Annotated in this window: 12 protein-coding genes and 2 pseudogenes; 11 read left to right on the top strand and 3 right to left on the bottom strand. The window is 70.4% G+C overall.

Annotated features, from left to right (window positions below; all coding sequences use genetic code 11):
* The 3 genes and pseudogenes from ABT025_RS20025 to ABT025_RS20015 all read left to right on the top strand — a co-directional run bounded on the left by ABT025_RS20025 (nt 1) and on the right by ABT025_RS20015 (nt 7,215).
* Nucleotides 1-4,766, top strand: a pseudogene (locus ABT025_RS20025) (putative T7SS-secreted protein).
* A 13-nt stretch (nt 4,767-4,779) separates the two neighbouring features.
* The gene (locus ABT025_RS20020; protein WP_350995904.1) at nt 4,780-5,538 is read left to right on the top strand and encodes a hypothetical protein; all 759 of its coding nucleotides are present in this window, start codon (nt 4,780-4,782) and stop codon (nt 5,536-5,538) included.
* Nucleotides 5,539-6,492: 954 nt separating this feature from the next.
* Entirely contained in the window at nt 6,493-7,215 is a 723-nt protein-coding gene (locus ABT025_RS20015) for a hypothetical protein (protein WP_350995901.1), read from the top strand.
* A gap of 81 nt (nt 7,216-7,296) precedes the next feature.
* Here the strand turns inward: ABT025_RS20015 and ABT025_RS20010 are convergent, their stop codons facing one another.
* The gene (locus ABT025_RS20010; RefSeq protein ID WP_350995898.1) at nt 7,297-8,205 is read right to left on the bottom strand and encodes a helix-turn-helix transcriptional regulator; all 909 of its coding nucleotides are present in this window, start codon (nt 8,203-8,205) and stop codon (nt 7,297-7,299) included.
* 175 nt (nt 8,206-8,380) lie between these two features.
* On the opposite strand from ABT025_RS20010, the gene ABT025_RS20005 reads away from it, so the two are divergent.
* Complete coding sequence (locus tag ABT025_RS20005; RefSeq protein WP_350995895.1) at nt 8,381-9,220, top strand: SDR family oxidoreductase; 840 nt, start codon at nt 8,381-8,383, stop codon at nt 9,218-9,220.
* Between the two features lie 40 nt (nt 9,221-9,260).
* Nucleotides 9,261-9,563, top strand: coding sequence for an SDR family NAD(P)-dependent oxidoreductase (locus ABT025_RS20000; RefSeq protein WP_350995892.1), 303 nt, complete (start codon nt 9,261-9,263; stop codon nt 9,561-9,563).
* 37 nt (nt 9,564-9,600) lie between these two features.
* Here ABT025_RS20000 and ABT025_RS19995 read toward each other — a convergent pair whose 3' ends face one another.
* Together ABT025_RS19995 and ABT025_RS19990 are read right to left on the bottom strand one after the other, a co-directional pair.
* On the bottom strand, nt 9,601-10,356 hold the full coding sequence (locus tag ABT025_RS19995) for an Atu4866 domain-containing protein (RefSeq protein WP_350995889.1): 756 nt from the start codon (nt 10,354-10,356) through the stop codon (nt 9,601-9,603).
* 301 nt (nt 10,357-10,657) lie between these two features.
* Nucleotides 10,658-11,049: pseudogene (locus tag ABT025_RS19990) on the bottom strand (helix-turn-helix transcriptional regulator); the annotation flags it as partial.
* A 448-nt stretch (nt 11,050-11,497) separates the two neighbouring features.
* Between ABT025_RS19990 and ABT025_RS19985 the strand changes: the two are divergent.
* The 6 genes from ABT025_RS19985 (at nt 11,498) to ABT025_RS19960 (ending at nt 16,647) form a co-directional block, all read left to right on the top strand.
* Entirely contained in the window at nt 11,498-11,674 is a 177-nt protein-coding gene (locus tag ABT025_RS19985) for a hypothetical protein (protein WP_350995886.1), read from the top strand.
* Nucleotides 11,675-11,684: 10 nt separating this feature from the next.
* On the top strand, nt 11,685-12,395 hold the full coding sequence (locus ABT025_RS19980; protein WP_350995884.1) for a hypothetical protein: 711 nt from the start codon (nt 11,685-11,687) through the stop codon (nt 12,393-12,395).
* Entirely contained in the window at nt 12,392-13,420 is a 1,029-nt protein-coding gene (locus ABT025_RS19975) for a DUF6895 family protein (protein WP_350995881.1), read from the top strand. The genes ABT025_RS19980 and ABT025_RS19975 overlap by 4 nt, the downstream gene beginning before the upstream one ends.
* Nucleotides 13,421-13,469: 49 nt before the next feature.
* Nucleotides 13,470-14,393, top strand: coding sequence for a DUF6895 family protein (locus ABT025_RS19970; RefSeq protein WP_350995878.1), 924 nt, complete (start codon nt 13,470-13,472; stop codon nt 14,391-14,393).
* Nucleotides 14,390-15,544, top strand: coding sequence for a serine hydrolase domain-containing protein (locus ABT025_RS19965; RefSeq protein ID WP_350995876.1), 1,155 nt, complete (start codon nt 14,390-14,392; stop codon nt 15,542-15,544). Before ABT025_RS19970 ends, ABT025_RS19965 begins: the two co-directional genes overlap by 4 nt.
* 227 nt (nt 15,545-15,771) lie before the next feature.
* A complete protein-coding gene (locus ABT025_RS19960) occupies nt 15,772-16,647 on the top strand; it encodes a helix-turn-helix domain-containing protein (RefSeq protein WP_350995873.1) in 876 nt (291 codons plus the stop codon).
* Nucleotides 16,648-16,652 lie beyond the last annotated feature (5 nt).

The following is a 16,652-nucleotide window of genomic DNA, read 5'->3' as shown; positions in this document are numbered from 1 at the left end:
GTGGGTATAGGCGACTTCCTGAGCGACATCACGCCCGACTCGGTCGAGGACGTGATCGAGGACGGCGTCGAGTGGGCCGGTGACCGGGTCGAGGACGCCGGGAACTGGACCGCCGACCGGCTGGATGACGTCGGCTGGGATTCCGGTGCGGACTGGGTGCGCGAGCAGTCCCGTTCGGTAGCCAACCGGATGGGCGGGGAGGTCGACGAGATGGACCTCGGGCAGACCGAGGACAAGACCAAGCTGATCTACGGCAGCCCGAGCAAGCTCAACGCCACCGTCACGAAGCTCCGCGCCTTCCAGTCGGCCTTCGACGGCACCGGCGACGGTCTCAAGGGCCTGGACTCCGGGCAGCTCAAGGGCGAGACGGCCGACGCGCTGCGCACTGCGGTGGGCACCCAGCCGCCCAAGTGGTACGCCGCGGCCGATGCGAGTGCGAAGGCGATCGGGGCTCTCGACGCGTTCGCCGACACCGTCACCTGGGCGCAGGGGCAGGCGCAGACGGCGATCGACAAGTGGAAGGAGGGCATCAAGGCCTCCGAGGACGCCGCGGATGCCCACCGCAAGAAGGTCGACGGCTTCAACAGCGCGGTCGACCGCTACAACGCCCAGCCCTCCGACAAGCGTGACCCGTCCTCTCTGCCTCCCCGGCCCGCGTCGACGTTCGTGGACCCCGGCAAGAAGCTGATGCAGGATGCGCAGGACCTCCTCGCCGCGGCCCGCGAGCAGCGGAACTCGGCGGCACAGACCGCGCGCACGGCGGTGTGTGCCGCGCGTGACATGGCGCCGCAGAAGCCCTCGTACGCCGAGCAGTTGCGCGACGGGGTCGAGGAATTCCAGGTCATGAGCATGCATCTGGACGGCGGCATCATCAAGGCCACGGCGGGCACGCTCAACTTCGTCCGCGGCATCAACCCGATGGACCCGTACAACCTGACGCATCCGGCCGAGTACGTCACGTCTCTCAACAACCTGGCCGCCGGTCTGGTGGTCGCAGCCAACGACCCGGTCGGCACCGGCACCACGATGGTCAAGGACTTCATGAAGGACCCGGCCGAGGGATTCGGCCGCCTGATCCCCGACATCGCGCTGACCATCGCCACCGGTGGCGGCGGTGCCGCGGTGAAGGGCGCGCGCGTGGTTGACGAGGCCGCCGAGGCGGCGCGGCTGCGCAAGCTCGTCGACGATGCCCCGGAAGGGGCCAACAGCCAGCCCGACGCCAAGCGAATATCCGAGGACACCGACCCGGTGGACCTCGCCACCGGCCGGATGTACCTGCCCCAGACCGACGTCATGATCCCCGGCGTCCTGCCACTGGTCTTCACCCGCCGTACCGAATCCGGTCTGGCGATCGGCCGCTTCCTGGGGCCTTCCTGGACGTCAACCGTCGACGAACGCCTGCAGATCGACGCCATCGGCATCATCCACGTCACTGCCGATGGCCTCCTGATCCGCTACCCGCACCCAGCCCCGGGCGCACCCACCGCACCGGAATCGGGCAGGACCCGCACCTTGCTGGCCCGTGACGCCAAAGGCGACTACACGGTCACGGACCCCGACAGCGGCCTGGTCCTCGACTTCAACGCCTCGTCCGGCGCCGAGCCGGGAGGCGACGGGACCGCCTGGCTCTCGGACATCACCGACCGCAACGGCCACACCATCACCATCGACCGCGGCGAGGACGGCCTGCCGCTGGCCCTGGTCCATTCCGCGGGCCACCACCTGAATCTGTCCACCGAGGACGGCAGGGTTGCCACCCTGTCCCTGGCCGGCAGGGGCGAGAACGGCACGGACCTGCTCCTGATGAGTTACGGCTACCAGGACGGCGACCTGACCACCGTCACCAAGCCGTCCGGCGCCACGACCACCTTCGTCTACGACGACCGCCGCCGCGTCACCGCCTGGATCGACTCCAACAACAGCCGCTACGACTACATCTACGACAACCAGGACCGCGTGGTGTCGGAATGCGGCGAGGCCGGCCACGTCCAGATCACCCTGACCTACACCGAACCCGACCCCGATACGGGCCACCGCACCACCACACTCACCACCGCCGAAGGCCACGCCACACACCATCTGTTCGGCCCAGGCTGCCGTCGGCTGGCCGTCACCGACCCGCTTGGCCACACCACCCGGTTCACCTACGACCCGCACGGTAACCTCCTGGCCCGCACCGATGCGCTGGGTGTGCGCACCGCCTTCGCCTACGACGAAGACGACCGCCTCGTCTCCACCACCGCCCCCGACGGCGGCGAACTACGCACCGTACGCGGTCCGTTCGGTCTGCCGGTGGAAGTCGTCGGACCGGACGGCAAGCGGGTGCTGTCCGAGTTCGACGAACGCGGCAACCGCACAGCGGTCACGGACCCGGCAGGTTCCACCACCCGCTACACCTACGACCGGGCCGGCCGGCTCACCTCGGTCACCGACGCGCTCGGCGCCACGATCCACGTGGTGTGCGACGCGGCGGGCCTGCCCGTGGAGGTGACCGGCCCGACCGGCGCCGTCACCCGCACGGAGCGGGACGCCCTCGGTAGACCGGTCCGCGTCACCGATCCGGCGGGCGGTGTCACCCGCCTGGAGTGGCACGCCGACGGCCAACTCGCCCGCCGCACCGCACCGGACAGCGCCACGGAGTCATGGACGTACGACGGCGAGGGCAACCGCCTGACCTACACCGACGCGTCCGGTGGCGTCACCCGCTCCGAGTACACCCACTTCGACCTGCCCCTCGCCCGCACCGGACCCGACGGCGTGCGCCACGAGTTCGAGCACGACAACGAACTGCGCCTCACCCGCGTCACAAACCCGCTGGGACTGGCCTGGAGCTACGCGTACGACGCGGCCGGCAACATCGTCTCCGAGACCGACTTCGACGGCCGCACCCTCAGCTACCGGGTGGACGCCGTGGGCAGGCTGGCCTCCCGCACCGATGCGCTCGGCGGGACCATCTCGTTCGAACGTGACCGGCTCGGCCAGGTGGTCCGCAAGGACGTCGACGGCCAGGTGACGACCTACGACTACGACCGGGCCGGGCGACTGCTTGAAGCCGTCGGTCCGGACAGCGAACTGCGCTACCAGTACGACCGCCGAGGACTCACCAAGACAGAACTGGTCGACGACCACCCCATCTCGTACGCATACGACGTCCTCGGCCGCCGCACGCGGCGCACCACACCCACCGGTCACGTCACCTCCTACACCTACGGCACGGACGGGCGGGCCCAGCGCCTCACCACCGGCAGCCACCGCATCGACTTCACGCACGACGCAGCCGGCCGGGAACTCACCCGCGCCTTCGACGACGCGCTCACCGTGACATCGGCCTGGGACGAGGCCGGACGGCTCTCCGCCCAGCACATCACCGCCGGAGTGCGTCCGGTCACCAGCCGCGCTTACACGTACCGCGCCGACGGCCACCTCATATCCGTCGCCGATCAGAACTCCGGCACCCGCACCTTCGACCTCGACCGAGCGGGCCGCGTCACCGCCGTCCACGCCAAGGACTGGACGGAGCGCTACGCCTACGACGACGCCGGCAACCAGACTTCGGCCTCCTGGCCCTCCGGCCACCCGGGCACCGAGGCCACCGGACCCCGCGCCTACACCGGCACCAGCATCACCCGCGCCGGGAACGTCCGCTTCGAGCACGACGCCCTCGGCCGGGTCACCCTGCGCCAGAAGACCCGTCTCTCCCGCAAGCCCGACACCTGGCACTACACGTGGGACACGGAGAACCGCCTCACCTCCGTCACCACCCCCGACGGCACCCGGTGGCGCTACCGCTACGACCCGCTCGGCCGCCGCACCGCGAAGCAGCGCCTTCTCGCCGCCGACGGAAGCGTGGCCGAGGAGGTCCGGTTCACCTGGGACGGCCTGACCCTGTGCGAACAGACCACCCACCAACCGGACATGCCGAACACGGTCGCCCTCACCTGGGACCACCGCGGCCACACGCCCCTGTCCCAGACCGAGCGCATCCTCACGGCCGACGCCCGCCAGGCGGAGATCGACCGCCGCTTCTTCGCCATCGTCACCGACCTCATCGGCACCCCCACCGAACTCATCGACGAGACCGCCCACATCGCCTGGCGCTCCCGCGCCACCCTCTGGGGCACCACCGCCTGGTCCCGGAACAGCGGCACATACACCCCCCTGCGCTTCCCCGGCCAGTACTACGACCCCGAAACAGGCCTCCACTACAACGTCTTCCGCCACTACGACCCCGAGACCGGCCGTTACGCCTCCCCCGACCCGCTGGGACTGGCAACCCGGTCGCGTACGTGGACAACCCGCACGGCGGGAGCGACCCGCTGGGCCTCATGCCCAAGTACACGAAGGAGGAGAAGGCCGCCAAGGCCAGGGAAAAGGCCATAGAGACTGCGGACGAGGTCGTCCAGAGAGCCCAGAGCGGCCGAATGAATAAGGCCGGGGGCTACCACGCGTATACCATGCACAGGTTCAGCGACGAGCGTGTCCTGGAGATCCTCAAGAACCCGGATGCCGTGTACCACTCGACGGCGGGCAGCGGAAGACTGATCTTCCGGCAAGGGGAGGACATCGCGGTGATGGAGGGCGGCGGCCCTGGGGCCGGCAATGCCATCACGGCATACGGCCCGTCCGGCATCAGGGGCGACTCTGGTGCGAGGGCACTCGGCGGCTTGCCCACCGACCCCGGGGGGCCGGTTACCCACGCGGACGTGGTGGAAGGAAGAATTCCAGCTAAAAGCGGCTACATGGCTCCTGCGGAGCGGATTCGATGAGGCGGCATTCACCATGAGACTTACCCTGGACGGCGACTGGAGTGCGACGGTGACGGACAACGCCCTGCGCATCTCCCCGCGCTTCGACTTCCGTAACCAGTGTGTGCGCGTCGCGGAGTACGCGGACGTGCAGGAATGGCAACAGTCCCTCGGGGACACCTTCGGCAGCCAGGAGTGGCTGTGGGACGACCCCGACGAACTCCGGTTCGACCCGGACGGCCGGGAACTGGCCGGTGCTGCGTTCCGCCTGCCCCACGAGGCGGCCGACACCGAGGATTGTGCCCGCGTTCCCGCCGCACCCGCCGTCCGTCCGGGCGGACTTCGCGCCGAAGAAGTCCGGGACTTCCGCCTGGAGATGGCCACCGAGCTCTGTCGTGCCGCGGAGGACGCCGTACTGACCTGCCTGCGTGACCTCGAGGTCCTGGATGAGCCGCTGGAGGCACGCATCGGAATTGCCCCGGACGTCGCACTTCTCGTTCAGGACGGTACCGTCGTCGGATGGAGCCTGACCGACCCGGTCCGTTACGTGACCACCGGGTTCGCCGCTCCCGACCCGGCTCCCCCCGCCCCGGCCACCCGGCTCCTATTCACCGCGTGCATGGACCTCGTCACCACGCCGTGGCTGGACGCGGTGCGGCGCCGTGATCCAGCTGCCCTGTTCGACCTGCGGCAGCTTGACCGCAGGCTGCGCGACCAGCGTGAGGACTGCAGTCGGGCCGACGCGCTCCTCGCTTTGATCGGCGAACTGGTCGAGGAATACGGGCCCCGGTGACGGTCGGCTGATGGTCGCGCTCCATGAGCTGCGACTCGACAACTGGGCCGAGCTGCACGAAGCCGCCGGGCAGCACGGCGGTGCAGGCCGCTTTCACGGTGGCGAGATTGACTCCGGGCGAGTGGCGGATCCGGCCTCGTCCATCAACAACGTCGTACGGTCCCTGGCGGACGGCCTAGTTGGTGCGGATGCGGAACCGGACCAGTGCGACGGCTACCAGTTTCACACTTCCCGCGATCTCGCGCTGCGCGTTGCGAACCAGACCGTCGCACCGACGGCGAGATCCCCTTCGGCGCTAGCCGGAAGGAGCCCCCGTCCAGCGCACCGCAGCGGGACATCGACATCGCGCGTCGGCTTCGGGGCGTCGGCATGTGAGGCTACAACGGCCTCTACGACGCCGGCAGGGCGTGCCCGGAAGAGGTAGGAGCGAAGCCCTGATCCTCAACGTGATCAAGGTGGACCCGTGCGCAGGCTGACAGTGAGGTTTCACAGGTGGGACACGCAGTATTTTCCGGCCGGAGAACTGGTCACGGCTGACGAACCGATTCCCGACTTGCATGAGTTGGAGGACCGCCTGCTCACCGACCACCCCCGGGTGCGCCGCATAATGATTCGTCTACGTCCCGGCTGGCCCCTGTTCCGCTATTTCCTGCGCTGGAGCGACGGAACCGACCTGGCGTCCCTCGGCAGGCGGGTGGCCGTCGGGTCAGCGACCGAGGGGGACTTCGCCGGGGCCGTTGTCGGAGAGCCTTACGGCACCTCGCACCCAGCCTGCGGTGCAAGGTTTCGGGTGATCGAACTGGCCCCAGCCATTCCCATGTTCTCCGACAATCTCAAGCGTTCCGTGGCCACCGACCCGGGTGCGCCGATTACGCACATCGACGTGGCAGAGGGCAGGACTCCAGACAGGAACGGCTGCCCCCGCGGAGCAGGTCACATGAAGAGGCGTCCACCATGAGAATCACCGTCGGCGACGGGACCGTGTTGGTGACGGGTAGGCCGCTGTGCCTCACCCCGCGCTTCGACTTCCGGGACTTCCTCGTACGCGTAGCGGAGTACTCGAACGTGGACGAACGCGGCGCGTTCCTTTTGGACACCTTCGGCAGTGGGCCGTGGCTGTGGGACACGCCTGACGAACTCCGGTTCGATCGGGAAGGCCGGGAGTTGGTCGGCGCCGAGTTCCAGGTCGCCGGTGAGGCCGCCGACCCCGCGGACTCCGCCCATCTGTCCGCAGCTCCCGCGGTCCATTCGGGAGGTCTTCGCGCCGCAGAGGTCCGGGACTTCCGCCTGGAGGTGACCACCGAGCTCTGCCGTGCCCCAGAGGATGCCGTACTTACCTGTCTTCGTGACCTCGGTGTCTTGGCCGAGCCGCTGGAGGCTCGCGTCGGGATCGCCCCGGACGTGGCACTTCTTGTTCAGGACAGTGCCGTCGCCGGGTGGAGCCTGACCGACCCGGTCCGGTACGTGACCACCGGGTTCGCCGCCCCCGACCCGGCTCCTCCCGCCCCGTCGTCGACCCGGGACCTGTTCACCACGTGCATGGACCTCGTCACCACGCCGTGCTGGACGCGGTGCGGCGCCGTGATCCGGCCGCCTTGTCCGACCTGTGGCAGCTTGACCGCAGGCTGCGCGACCAGCGTGAGGACCGGCACCGGGCTGACGCGCTCCTCGCTTTGACCGGTGGACTGGTCGAGGACTACGGGAGCCGGTGACGGTCGGCCACCGTACGCACGGGTGAGTCGCTTCGGAGCTCGTCGCCTACGCGCGGGTCTGTCCGACTTCCTGGGCCTCGGCGCTGGAGGTGCCGGCTGCGGGGGCGTTCCACCGGGCCAGCAGGCGCATGGCCGTCTCGGACGGGCTGCCGGGCTCGGAGCTGTAGATGAAGAGGATCTGGTCCGGGTCGTCTCCTGGGGTGAGTGCCTGGTAGCTGATGGTGAGATCGCCGACCAGGGGATGGTGGTAGTCCTTGGTTCCGGTCGTGCGCCGGTGGACCTTGTGGTCGGACCAGAAGCGGCGGAAGTCCTCGCTGCGTATGGACAGTTCGCCGACGAGCGCGCTCAGGGCCGGGTCGTCCGGGTGGCGCCCCGCGTCGAGGCGGAGCATGGCGGTGGTGTCGGCGGCGACGCGGGGCCAGTCCCGGTACAGCTCGCGGGCGTGCGGGTCGAGGAAGACGAAGCGGGCCTGGTTCCGCTCGGCCGCGGGGAGCGCGCGGAAGTCGGTGATCAGATGACCGGCGAGTGGGTTGTGGGCCAGCACGTCGAGGCGTCGTCCGAGGACGAAGGCGGGGCGGTCGGCAGCCTGCAGGATCTCCAGGAGCTCCCAGGTGGCGGGGTGGACGCGTTGGGGCCGGGGGCGTCGTCGGCGCCGGGCGGGCTGTGGGCGGGCGAGGATGTGCAGGTGGCTGCGTTCGGCGTCGTCCAGCCGGAGAGCGGTAGCCAGCGCGTCGAGGACCTCGGTGGAGGCGCTGCGGCTGCGGCCCTGTTCGAGGCGCGTGTAGTAGTCCACGCTCACGCCGGCGAGCTGGGCGAGTTCCTCCCGGCGGAGGCCGGAGACCCGGCGCCGTACCCGGCCGGAGTCGTCGAGCCCGGCCTCCTGGGGGGTGAGGCGCGTACGGGCGGAGCGGAGGAAATCTGCCATTGATACGTCGGCGCGCTGCTCACGGTCCATCTCACCAGGCTCGCACGTACGCCGATGATTCGGCGGCGGCTGGGGGGCCCACTTCGTCCCCCGATCGAGCGGGCCCCCTTGCGGCCTCTTTTGCCTGTTCAGGCCTGGTTCAGTGGATGTCGGAGCCCGCCACCGCAAGGGGTGGCCGGGCGAGTGGACGCCTTGGAGACATCTCATGGCAACGTGGTTCATCACCGGTGGATCCCGCGGGCTGGGACTGGAGATCACGCGGGCGGCGCTGAACGGCGGCGACAACGTCGTGGTCGCCGCACGTGACCCACGGAAGCTGCCGGACGAGCTGCGCCGGCACGACCGCGTCCTCGGGGTCACCCTCGACGTCACCCGCAGCGAGGACATCACCGGCGCCGTCGAGACGGCCGTGGAGCGCTTCGGCACGATCGACGTGCTCGTCAACAACGCCGGCCGTGGCCTGCTCGGCGCGCTGGAGGAGATCACGGACGCCGAGGCGCGGTCCCTGTTCGATCTCAATGTCTTCGGGCTGATCGACGTCACCCGCGCGGTCCTGCCCGTAATGAGGTCGGCCGGAACCGGAAAGATCGTGAACATCGGCTCCCGCTCCGGCTTCGAGGGCGAGCCCGGGGTGAGCATGTACAGCGCGTCGAAGTTCGCGGTGGCTGGTATCAGCGAGGCCCTCGCGGTGGAGCTGGAGCCGTTCGGAATCCAGAGCATGGTCGTGGAGCCCGGCGTCTTCCGCACCGACTTCCTCGACGCCAGTTCCCTGTCGACCGCGGCCGAGCGCATCCCCGCCTACGACGGCACGCCGGCCCACACCACCCTGGACTGGATCGGCACCGCCAACCACACCCAGCTCGGCGACCCCGTCAAGGGCGCTGCTCTGATCTACGAGGTGACCGGCCACGACAAGCTGCCTGGGCACCTGGCCCTCGGGCGGGACGCGATCGAACGCCAACTGGTCAAAATCCGCAGCGTTCAGGACGACCTCGCGGCCTGGCAGGACAAGTCCGCAGCCACGGCCTGCGACGACACCGCCTGACCACCCCGACGACCTCGGGAAACAGGAAGGATCTCCGATCATGACGAACCTGCTGACCGGCCGGCCGCTGGAGGGCCGCGTGGCCGTGGTCACCGGCGCCTCCAGCGGCATGGGCGAGGCCACCGCTCGCCGACTCGCCGAACTCGGAGCCTCTGTCGAGGTCATCGCACGCCGCCGGGAAAGGCTCGCCTCCCTCGCCGCCGGCATCACGGCGGGCGGCGGAAACGCCCTGCGCCTGTCCGTCGACGTCACCGACCGGGCTGCCGTCCTGAGAGCTACCCCTGGTGTCCTGAGTGCCGCCAGGACCATCACCACCTGGGCCCGCGTACGGAACGTCACGTGAGCCGTTGAACAGGGCGGGCCCGGTGGCGGCGCGGGGTTCAGCCCAGGTGCATGAGGTAGCCGACGTGGTGCAGCTCGTGACCGCGGAAGTACCCGACGGCCCAGAAACCGAGGTCGTCCAGGTAGTCGATCCGGTCGCCGTCGATCCAGTACCGGCCCTGGTAGGCGTGCGGCCGGCCGCCCCGTGTCTCGTCGTAGCGGCCTTCAGCGGTGAGTTCCTGGGACAGGAAGTCGTCCTGGTCGATCCAGACCCCGACCCGCGGGCTGCCGGTCAGGTCCGGGGAGGCCGGGATGCCCACGGTGGGGGCGGTGGCCCGGCCGGGGGCGTCCTTGCCCGCCCACAGCACGGGCCGGCCGGCCGCGACCAGTGCGCGGACCTGCTCCGGCCGGGACATCAGTGTGGCCAGCGCGCCGGGCACGTCGGTGGCGAGTTCGTCGGGCATCACCAGCAGGTCGCCGGCGTTGCCCGGGGTCAGCGTCGCGACGTGTTCCGTGCGTTGGCCGCGGCCGCCGGCCAGCGCGACGGTGTCCATGACGGCGGGGACGATGGTCATGCCCGTGGCGTCGACGACGATCGCCTTGTCGTCCTCCGCCGCGGTGAACAGGGACGGACCGACCGCCACGATCAGGGAACCGACGAACAGGATGTCGGCGCCGGTCATGGTCCCGATCAGCGGATCCATCGTCAGGATACGGGCGTTGGTGAACAGGACGGGACGTCCCGTGTCGTTCGAAACGATTTCGGCGAGGGCCTTGGAATTCCAGCCCGCGATATCCGTGTCGGTGGTGCTCATGGCTCGCTCCTCGGAGGAGTTCAGGTTTTCCGGTGGGTGATGCGCGAAGTGCGCCGCTGTGGGCCGAGCGGGCGCGGGATGGCGCCGGGCGGCTTCTGCTCCATCAGCTTCGGCGCGTCCCGTCGTCCCAACCAGGCCGCCGTCCCCCCAGGTCCACCGCACCCACGATGAGCGCCACCGGCAAGGTCGCGAGCGAGGAGCAGCCCGAACGAACCCCTCAGGAGACGGAACGGTGATCACACTCCCCGGCATGTGTGTGCGAGCCTCCGTGCCGGCACGCGCGTGCGCTTCCTGCGCCGGGTCAGCGCTCCCGCGTGCTCTGCCTGCCGTGATTCCGCAGGTCCGCTCGGTAGCGGCCGGGGGTCTGGCCGACGACCTCGGTGAAGGCGTCGATGAAGCTGGAGGGGTTGGACCAGCCGCACGTCGTCGCGGTGTCGGTGACGGTCATTCCGTCGGCGAGATGTCCCAACGCGTGATGGATGCGCAGGGTGGTACGCCGGCGGTGGAAGCTCATGCCCAGCTCCGTGTGGAACAGGCGGCTCAGGGTGCGCTCGCTCGCCCCTGCCGTTCGGCCCAGGTCGGCCGGTGTGGCGGGCCGGGGGGATCCGCGTGCAGGAGCTCGGTGGCGGCGCGCAGCCGGTCATCGCGGGGTTCGGGCAGATGCAGGGGCTGTTCGGCGGCGTAGGCGAGCTGACCCCGGGTGTGCGAGTGAGGGTCCAGCCGGCAGCCGTGCGGAAGCCACGCCGCCCCTTGGAGCGCCGTCCCTTGGAGCGTTGACTCTTGTAGCGTCGCCTCTTCCGGTTCTGCGTGCGTTGTCGAAGCCTGGCGGTCTTTCGGTATGAGGGGTGAATTTACCGGTGGTGCTCTCACCGTGAAGAAGGTGATGCCGTGAAGAAGGTGATTCTCGGACGGCTCCGGATGCACGCCTGAACGGCTGAATGCGCCCCGCGCACTACTCACCGTTCGAGTGGTCGGAAAGTGTGTTTTCGCAGGTCAACGCGGTATGTGGAGTCGCGTGAATTTACCATTCAATTGAATGGCGAAATTATCTTGCGTCCCGTCTGATTTGCGGCCGAACATTTCATCTATTTCACTCGGAACGTACGGCAACCCCCACTTCCCACAGGACGGGGCAACACCCATGTACACCACAGAATCCACTGCCACCGACATCGAGATCGACCTCGACGCGGCGCTCAACCCGGGCGAGGCCGAAGGCTTCTACCGCGACTCCCGCGAGTGCGCGTATCTCGCCCTCCTCGGAGGCGGCTCCGCGCTGCTGCTCTCGCCGCCGACCCCGCGCCCGAAGAAGGGCTAGTCGGTAGCACATGGACCAGTCACATGCCTCGTCCCCCCTCGCGGGTGCCGTGCATGACCTGGCAACAGAGGTGGTCCTCGCTCTTCGGAGCGGGGACCACCTCGCCACGGTGTGCGGCGCGGCCGGAATCGACGAGGACAACCGGACAGGAATTGCCGCGGTACGCGTCATCGGAGCCGATCTGCTGCTGCCCAGTGTTCTGCACGGCCACCATCCGCATCCCGGGGATCTCGCCGTGCTCCACCGTGCCGTGCGGGAGTTCCCGCCCCGGCCCGACGCCTCGGACGCCACGGCCTGGAGCCACTGGGGCATGATGTGCGCCCTCCACCGGACGGCGCCCGCCACCACTTCCGGGCAGCTGCCCGCCGCCGGCACCGGTGAGCCGGATGCGGCGTGGCTCGAAGGAGCCCCCTGGCAGGCCTTCACCCATCAGCTCTCCGTGCTGGCACCGCTCGCCGTGCCGGCGGCCTCGTCGGCCGTGCACCGCGCCGCCGCCCACCGGGTCGTGGATCTGTCCCGGGGATTCGTGCGTGCTGTACGGCGGCGCAACTGGCTCCAGGCGGCGGGCGCCGGCCGCTGGCTGGCCGGGCTGGACGGCAGGCCCGACACGCTGGGCCTGGACCGCGGACTCGACTTCGTCGAGCTCATGGGCGGCACCGACCCCCGGGTCGCACTGCACGTACGGGCCGCCCGGCTGATGGCCGAGGGGCGGGCGCTGTGACGGCACCGGCGGCCACCGCCCCCGGCGGTACGGAGGGTGCGGCGCTGTCCGTTCTGCCCCGTGTGCTGCGGCAGGCGCTCGGCTGGGCCGACGCCCACCGCGCGGGCTTCGTGCTCCCCCCGGACGTCCTGGAACCGCACACCCAGGTCAACAGCACACTCAAACCCCTCGGCGAACTGGCCCAGCTCTGCACCACGATCCGCCGCAGCACCGCCCCGGACGCCCCGGAACACGGGACGGCCGGGGAACTCGTCATGTTCGCGTGGGAACAGGTGCACGCCGGCGACCTGTTGCTGGAGCTGCTGCGCGGCGAACCCTTCGCCGCGTACCCGTACGAGATCTACGCCGCCTTCGCCGGATACGGGCTGCGCAACGAGGGCTTCGAGCGCCTCGCCGGGACGCTCTCCGCGACCAGGGGCTGGGCCCACACCGAGCAGCAGGCCAACCGGGAGCTCGGGCTGATCAATTCGGAGCGGCGGATCGGCAACGCCCCGCACACCGACGCCGGTTCGGTCCTCGCCCGCACATGGCTCGGCGGACTGTCCGAACCGTGGATGTTCGAGGGCCCCTCCGGCTACGCGCTGACCCACACCGTCTTCCACGTCACGGACTGGTGCTGCGTTCCCGAGCGGATGCCCGCCGACATCGACGCGTATCTGCGGGCCTGGCTGCCGCCCTGGGTCGACGGCTGTCTGGAGAGCCGGCAGTGGGACCTGACCGGCGAACTGCTCGCGGTCGCGGCGGCCCTGCCGGGGCCGCCGCCCACGGACCTGCTGGACGCGGCCTGGCCCGCGCTCGCCACCGCGCAGGCCCCGGGCGGCGCCGTGCCGGAGACGGGTCCCACGGTGCGGGCCGCCCCGCCGGGCGATGCGGGACCGGGACCGGAGGCGGAGCCTGACCCGTATCCGTTCCTCGCCTGCTACCACTCCACCCTGGTCACCGCGTTCGCCGCCGCGCTGTGCCTCAAGCGGCTCACCGAGCACCGGGCCGATGCCGCCGCAGATGTCACCGGGGCCGCCGTATGAGCCGCACCGTCCCCAGGTGCCGCACCAGCCGCACGAAGGGAGCTGCCGCATGAGCGGCATCCAGCAGATCCATGACGTGGGCGCGCGGGCCCTGGGATGGCTGTACGAGCACCGGTCCGGCTTCCGGCTGGACGACGACCCGCCTCCCGAGGTGGGTGTCCTGGACCGCTTCAAGCCGCTCGGTGAACTCGCGCTCATCAGCAAGGTCATCTTCCGCGAAGGCGTCGCGGGGTCCCGGCAGGCCGCCCTGGCCCGCAAGCTCCTCGATCACGCCTGGCACGAACTGCTGGGCTCGGGGAGCCGACTGGTCGAAGGTCAGCGGCGCGAACCGCTCTGCCCCGTTCCGATGGAGGTCTACGTCCCGTTCCGTGAGCTGGGGTTCCGGGAGCCGTCCCTCGAGGCCGCCGTCCGGCTGAACCACCGGCTGAGCAGCTGGGGCGCGCTGGAGGTCGTCCCGGTGCGCCGGCTCGGACTCAGCGCCATGGAGCGCCGCTTCGGGGTGGAGCCGAGCATGCCCGTCGACGAGGCGTACCGGCGCACCTGGCTGTCCCGGCGGCCCGAGCCGTGGACCGTCGAGGGCAATATCGGCTACGACATCACCCACACCGTCTTCCATCTGACCGACTGGGGCGCCGATCCGGCCGGGCTGCCCGCCGACGTCGCGGACTACCTGGCCCTCTGGCTGCCGGTGTGGCTGGACGACTGGCTCGACCTGGGCCGCTGGGACCTGCTGGGCGAGCTGCTCGTCGTCGACGCCTGCCTGCCGGAACCGACCCTGGACCCTGCGGCCTGGGAGGGATTTGCCGGGGCCCAGCAGGAGGACGGGGCGATGCCGGTGATGGGTGCCATGCCGGAGGGGGACGAGGAGTCCGTCTTCGACCTCGTCTACCACCCCACACTGGTCGCGGCGTTCGCCTCGGCGCTGGCCCTGTCCCGCGCCCTGTCGGACCTCGCCGCCCCGGCCCCCGCATGACGGCCGCGCAGCACGTCGGCAGGGCCCCCGCCGGCCGTCGGTCCCAGGAGGACGGCGTGCGGGCCCGGCTGCTGACCGAGGCGGCGCGGACCATCGACGCGCCCGATCTCGTGATCGCGCTCAGCCACCGCGGCCACCGCACCTTCCAGCTCGGCGTGGACGGGCCACCCGGCGAAGCATCCCTCCGTGGGCCCGGCGAAGCACCTCTCCGTGGGCCCGGCGACGGACTCCGCTACGAACTCGGTTCCGCGTCCAAGCCCTTCACCGGGCTGCTGCTGGCCGCACTCGTCGCGGACGGCCGCGTGCGCTACGAGGACTCCGCGGCCGAACTGGTGGCCCCGGGCCACCCGGTGCACCCCGCCGTGCGCGCCATCACCCTGCGCCATCTGATCACCCACACCTCGGGCCTCCCCGCGCTGCCGGCCGACTTCTATCCGCAGGCACTGCCCCGGTGGTCCACCGCCCCCTACAGCCGCTACCCGGCCGACCGGGTCGTCCGGGCGTTCCTCCGCGCCCGCCCGCGCCGCCACCCGGGTACCCGCTGGCACTACTCGAACTTCGCCGTCTCCGTACTCGGACACACCCTGGCGGCCGCCACCGGCACCCCCTGGGAGGTGCTGCTCCGGCGGGAGGTGCTGGACCCGCTAGGGCTCGAGGGAACGCGCCTGAGCCCGGGGGATCCGGCCGGCGACGCGGTGGGGCACCGACGTGACGGCAGACCGCTGCCCGCGCTGGACACCGGCGGCTTCACCGCCGCCGGAGCGGTCCGGGCGACACCGTCCGACCTGCTCACGTTCCTGGAGGCACATCTCCCGGCAGCGACAGTGGCAGCGGATGCGACAGCGACAGGGGCAACGGCTGCGCCCGCGGCTGCGCCCACGCGGCCGCCCGCCGCCGCGTTCGCGGATGTACGGCGCCCGCTGCTGCGGCGCGGCCTGCGGCACGCGCACACCCACACCCTGACCTGGTTCCGCCATCCGTCACAGCGCGGGCCGGTCTGCTTCCACGCGGGAGCCACGCTCGGGCAGCAGATGTTCCTGGGCTTCCGCCCGGACACCGGCACCGCCCTGGCAGCCATGTGCACACGGCGGGTGCACAGGACCGACCCGTTCATCGCGACGGTCCACGAGCTGTTGACGGAGAAACTCTGACCCCACGTATCCGGTCCCGTCCCAGCCGTCGTGGGCTCCGGGAAGGGCTCCGGGAAGGCTCCGGGAAGGGCTCCGACCATGGCTCCGCCATGACGGAGCCATGGTCGGTGAACGCAACGCCCCTCACGTGGAGGATCCCGCAGCGTGACGGTGTGCCGACCGGCCGGACCGCTCGCCGGTCGTCGAGGGCCAGGGCCAAGGCGCCGGCGCCACGTAGACTCGACCGCATGGTTCGAGCATCCCGTGGTGAGGCGGCCCCCGGGATGTGGCGGCGCGAGGCGGGCACCGTGGTGCGCCGGGCGGTGGCCGTTCCGGAGCAGGCGGTAGCCCCGTTCGCCATCAGCGCCAGGCTGCGGGTTCCCCGCGTTCCCACGGAATGGGCGCTGCACTCGCATCCTCTGCACGAGCTCGTCTGGGTGCGCGGGGGGACGCTGACGTCCCGGGTGGGGGACCGCGTCTTCACCGTGTTCGAGGGGCACGGGCTGTGGATGCCCGCGGGAGTGGTTCACGCGGGGCGGGCCACGGCGGGCGCGGAGTTCCACGACGCCCTCTTCACCCCTGACCGCACGCCGTTCGCGTTCGGGGAACCGAAGGCGATCGCGATGACGCCGTTGCTCGAGTCGCTGCTGGCCCATCTGTCCCGTACGGATCTCGACGCGTCGGCCAGAGCACGCGCGGAGTCGGTCGTGTTCGACGTGATCGAGCCGTCGAGGCACCAGTTCGCGTTGCAGTTGCCCGGTGACCCCCGGATCGACGCGATCGCCGAAGCCCTGCTGGACGATCCCGCCGACGGCGGCTCACTGGAGGAGTGGGCGCAGCGGCTGGGGATCAGCGACCGCACGATCACGCGCGCGTTCCGGCAGGCGACAGGTCTCTCCTTCGCGCAGTGGCGCCAGATGCTGCGGGTGCATCGGGCGCTGATGCTGCTGTCCGAAGGTTTCGATGTGATGACGGTCTCCGAGGCGCTCGGCTATGCGCAGCCCAGCTCCTTCATCGCCGCATTCCGGCGGGTCATGGGAACCACGCCGGGCGCGTTCTTCGATGCAGCCCGTGAGGACTCGGGAAATGTCCGGAATCCCGTATCGCATGTCCAGAACTCCTGATTGTC

Origin of the sequence: Streptomyces sp. NPDC002809, assembly GCF_040295435.1 — a bacterium.
Classification (GTDB): Bacteria; Actinomycetota; Actinomycetes; order Streptomycetales; family Streptomycetaceae; genus Streptomyces.
This window is presented reverse-complemented; position numbering and strand designations above follow the sequence as displayed.

Bases quoted from the DNA above. Each gene is read 5' to 3' on its own strand.
- ABT025_RS20005 (WP_350995895.1), top strand. From the start codon at position 8,381: ATGGCAACGTGGTTCATCACCGGTGGATCCCGCGGGCTGGGACTGGAG.
- ABT025_RS19985 (WP_350995886.1), top strand. From the start codon at position 11,498: ATGTACACCACAGAATCCACTGCCACCGACATCGAGATCGACCTCGAC.
- ABT025_RS20015 (WP_350995901.1), top strand. From the start codon at position 6,493: ATGAGAATCACCGTCGGCGACGGGACCGTGTTGGTGACGGGTAGGCCG.
- ABT025_RS19970 (WP_350995878.1), top strand. From the start codon at position 13,470: ATGAGCGGCATCCAGCAGATCCATGACGTGGGCGCGCGGGCCCTGGGA.
- ABT025_RS20010 (WP_350995898.1), bottom strand. From the start codon at position 8,205: ATGGACCGTGAGCAGCGCGCCGACGTATCAATGGCAGATTTCCTCCGC.
- ABT025_RS19980 (WP_350995884.1), top strand. From the start codon at position 11,685: ATGGACCAGTCACATGCCTCGTCCCCCCTCGCGGGTGCCGTGCATGAC.
- ABT025_RS19965 (WP_350995876.1), top strand. From the start codon at position 14,390: ATGACGGCCGCGCAGCACGTCGGCAGGGCCCCCGCCGGCCGTCGGTCC.
- ABT025_RS20000 (WP_350995892.1), top strand. From the start codon at position 9,261: ATGACGAACCTGCTGACCGGCCGGCCGCTGGAGGGCCGCGTGGCCGTG.
- ABT025_RS19995 (WP_350995889.1), bottom strand. From the start codon at position 10,356: ATGAGCACCACCGACACGGATATCGCGGGCTGGAATTCCAAGGCCCTC.
- ABT025_RS20020 (WP_350995904.1), top strand. From the start codon at position 4,780: ATGAGACTTACCCTGGACGGCGACTGGAGTGCGACGGTGACGGACAAC.
- ABT025_RS19960 (WP_350995873.1), top strand. From the start codon at position 15,772: ATGGTTCGAGCATCCCGTGGTGAGGCGGCCCCCGGGATGTGGCGGCGC.